This is a genomic window from Paracoccus sp. FO-3 (genome assembly GCF_006386455.1).
Classification (GTDB): Bacteria; Pseudomonadota; Alphaproteobacteria; order Rhodobacterales; family Rhodobacteraceae; genus Paracoccus; species Paracoccus versutus.
In genome coordinates this window covers 1-3,721 of sequence record NZ_VCBQ01000201.1, presented here as the reverse complement: position 1 = coordinate 3,721, position 3,721 = coordinate 1, and the positions used below count along the sequence as shown (strand labels likewise).

At 68.8% G+C, this 3,721-nt stretch carries 4 protein-coding genes; all 4 read right to left on the bottom strand.

The genetic code is table 11. The features are described 5' to 3' along the window. Positions 1–242: 242 nt before the first annotated feature. On the bottom strand, positions 243–1,259 hold the full coding sequence (dctP, locus tag FE811_RS26105; RefSeq protein ID WP_116222648.1) for a TRAP transporter substrate-binding protein DctP: 1,017 nt from the start codon (positions 1,257–1,259) through the stop codon (positions 243–245). Between the two features lie 36 nt (positions 1,260–1,295). Next, complete coding sequence (locus FE811_RS26100; protein WP_116222649.1) at positions 1,296–2,126, bottom strand: oxidoreductase; 831 nt, start codon at positions 2,124–2,126, stop codon at positions 1,296–1,298. Positions 2,127–2,515: 389 nt separating this feature from the next. Then, positions 2,516–2,737 carry a hypothetical protein gene (locus tag FE811_RS26095; protein ID WP_116222650.1) on the bottom strand — a complete coding sequence of 74 codons (222 nt, stop codon included), beginning with the start codon at positions 2,735–2,737 and terminating at the stop codon, positions 2,516–2,518. 79 nt (positions 2,738–2,816) lie between these two features. Continuing rightward, positions 2,817–3,721: thioesterase family protein (locus FE811_RS26090; protein ID WP_219848968.1), on the bottom strand; the 905-nt coding region annotated here is incomplete at its 5' end.

The window sequence follows — 3,721 nt, the reverse complement described above, 5'->3', positions numbered from 1 at the left end:
TGAGCCTGGTGATGCATCGCGCCGCACGGCAGGTGCGGCCGGTTGCGGGATTTCGAACGATGGGCTGTGCCGGCAGGCGACCCGCGGCGATCCCGTGGGGAAGGCCGGACAGGGTGCCGTCCTGCGGCGGGCCGGGCGCTTTGCCTGCCCCCGTCATTCCCCGCGGCGGGGAAGCGTCCGGGACAGGCAGGCCTGGCCATGCGGTCCCCCTGGCCCCGGAAGGGTCGGGGGGACCGCGGTTTTCAGAATTCGGGGCTTGCGGCGCGATAGGCTTCCAGCGCCTGCGAGCCTTTCTTGCCCTGCGCGTCCATCCGCGCCGCCCAGTCCTGGACGACCGGCTCCAGCGCCGCGTCCCAGCGGGCGCTTTCCTCGGCGGGCAGGTCCATCGCCTTGAAGCCGGCATCGGCGACGATCTGGTCGCGGATCTGGCTGTCCTCGCGATCCTGCGCCGCGCAGGCCGCCTCCTGGGCCATGGCGGCCGCCTCGGTGAAGATGGCCTTCATGTCCTCGGGCAGCCGGTCCCAGCCCTTCTTGCTCATCGCGTAGATCACGATGCCCGAGCCCAGCCGGGGGCCGCCGACGGCGTTGTGCAGCACCTCTTCCAGCTTGTAGGGCGTGACGCCGCCAAAGGGGTAAAGCGCGCCGTCGACCGTGCCGCGGCTGATCGAATCATACATCTCGCTGGACTGGATGCGGACGGGCACGCCGCCTAGGGCGCGCACGGTCTTGTCCATGGCCTCGCCGGTCACGCGCAGCTTGAGGCCGGCCATGTCTTCCAGCCGCTCGACCTGCCTTTGCGAGGTCATGACCTTGTAGGGCGACAGCGTCAGCACGAACAGCGGATGGATGTCGAGCGCGTCGAACTCTTCCTGTGCCAGGAAGCCGCCGGGCTGGCTCAGGTGCCAGAATTTCGCGGTGCCTTCGCAAGAGGTGGAATAGCCGCCGGGAAGCTCGACCACCGCGCTCAGCGGGAACTTCTCCTGCGCATAGGAGGGCGCGATCAGCGAGACATCGGCCAGGTTCGCGCTGAGCACCGCCAGCGAATCCTTGCCCAGCTGGGCGGCGGGATAGACGTTCCATTTCACCGTCCCGCCGCTTGCCTCGACCACCGCATCGGTAAAGATCCTGCCGCCTTCCTCCCACATCAGATGGCTGGCGGGCAGGAAATGCGCGAACTTGAAGGTGGTTTCCTGCGCCATGGCCGGTGCGGACACCGACATCATGGCTGCGACCATGAAACCGAAACACTTGTGCGACATGACGACCTCCCATTGTTGTCGCGATGCGGCCCCTTTTCAGGGCTCTCTGGTTGTTGAGCCTGCGATGTCTTCCCAGCGCTCCAACTCGGCCAGGACCTGGGCGATGTCGGCGCGGATGTAGTCGAGCGCGTCCCGGCCCAGCGGCAGGCGCAGGGGCGGCTCGGCCTCGGCGGCGATGCGGCAGAGCGCGGGGCCAAGCAGCGCCGGATCGTTGGGCTGCTTGCCGTGCCGCGCCGCGGTATAGCCGCGCAGCGCCGCGCCCAGCTCGGCGTAATCCTCGATCTGCGAGAATCTGGTATCCAGCGACGGCCCGGCGAAATCGCTGCGAAAGCCGCCCGGCTCGACGATCGTCACCTTGATGCCCAAGGGCGCCACCTCCTTGGCCAGCGCCTCGGAATAGCCCTCGACCGCGAATTTCGCCGCGCTGTAGAACGAGAAGCCCGGCGCGGCCGCGAAGCCGACCATCGAGGAGAAGTTGATGACATGGCCGCGCCGGCGCTTGCGCATGCCGGGCAGCACGGCGCGCACCATCTCGGTGGTGCCGAAGAAGTTCACGTCGAAGAGCGGGCGGTATTTCTCGGCCGGGGTTTCCTCGGCGGTCGAGGCCAGGCCGTAGCCGGCATTGTTCACCAGCACGTCGATGCCGCCGAAGGCCGCCTCGGCCTTGGCGACGACGGCGGGAAAGCGGGCATGGTCGGCGGCGTTCAGGTGAAAGGACCGGCAACGGTCCGGGAATGCCTGGGCCAGCGGGCTCTGGCCGTCTGCGGCCAGGACGGTGACGACGACATTGTCGCCCTGCGCCAGCGCGGACTGTGCCAGCGAATGGCCCAGCCCCTTGTCGGCGCCGGTGATCAGCCAGGTTTTCATTTCATCCCTCCCCGAGGCGTGCCGAGGCGTTTCCAGCCGGCTTGCGTCCCTGGACAGATTGATTAGCAGAATCGTTTCGCGAATCAACAGTTAATTTTGCTGTGCAGAATTTGTTCTTGCAAATTGGCGGGTGAGGAAACCTAGCCGGCACGACGGCTTGCCCTCTGCCGCCGGGGTCGGAAGCAGGAAGCGGCGGCCAGCGCCAGGCTGCTCGGTTTCATGTCGTTTCCTCCCGCTTCGCGGATCGTCGCGATTTTCATGTACAGGGGCCGGTCCCGCCCCTGCGTCTGGTATCGCCACCGATTTTCGTGGAAATGCCGCGCTGTAGGCCAGAACAATCTCGGCAGGCCGAAGCGATGCAGGCTATCGGGAAAACCTGGAGGCCGCGATCAGGCCGAGGCGGGCGATCCAGAGGCTGCGCCATCAGCCGCGCGCCCCGGCACCCTGCCCTGGGCGGGGGTGATCAGGATCGGGCGCTTGGCCCAGGGCTCGTCCCGCCGCACGACCGCGACCTCGCCAAGCCTGTCGCGATAGATCAGGCATTCGGGCTGGATGGTCATGCCCAGCCCGGCCTGCACCGGGCTGGTCGCCACCCCGCCGCTGCGCACCATGCGACCCGGTTGCGAAGGGCCGAAAGGCGGGCGAGGCGCGTGGCCGGGCCGGTAATCTGGGCCTGCGGCGGCCGCCTTCTCAGCCGACCGCATCCTGCAGGAAGGCGGGCGGGGTGACGGCGCGGCGCCGCTCCAGGTCGACGGCAAGCATGTCATGCGCGATATGGGCCAGCGCCGTGCCATCCGCGGCTTCCAGGCAATGCCATGTGGAGAAGATCTTTGCGCCCACCTGCGAGATGCGCGAGCGGACGCGCAGGACGGTTCCGGGCGGGCAGGGCCGGTGGACGGGCCGGACCGAGCTTTGCGCCGCCATCCGGCCGATCCCGGTGTCGCGGGTGAACTCCGGCGTCAGGCCGGCAAGGGCCAGCCGGTCATACATGCCGTGGCCGACCCGCCGGATGATGGTTTCGTAAAGCAGCGCGCCCCTGTGGTCCAGGTCGTCGGGACGCACCGGGCCGGACATGGTCAGGTGGTCGCCCGGCCGGCTCGTCGCCGCCAGCTTGGCCAGGATGTCGCCGCGCGGCAGGGCCGTGGCCAGCAGGCCGGACCGGATGGCCGGCAGGCGGCTTGCGCCGGTGCCGGGCAGGTCGAAGGCGGTGGCCGAAAGCGCGCCGGCGCTGGACAGCAGATGGACCGCGGCACCGGCATGGGGGCCATCCGCCACCCGCAGCGAGCGGATTTCGACCGCGGCGCCGGCGCGAAGTTCCCGGTGAAAGCGGATCACGCGCAGGGCGATGGCCGCCATGCCGGGATTTTCGCCGCCGGCCAGCGCCGCGACGGTCTCGGCCGCCATCTGGAAGCTGCGGGAATAGTAGCGGGCGTTCCAGTGGTCGTTGAAGTCGCATTCCCAGCTTTCGACGCGGGTCTGCAATGTCGGGACGGCGAATGCGGCCGGGTCGGTGTTGTCATCCATGCCGGTGTTTTCCAGCCTTTCCTCGGTTCTCGGGCAGTGTGCGCGCGCCCCGGCATGCCGGGGCGCCCGCG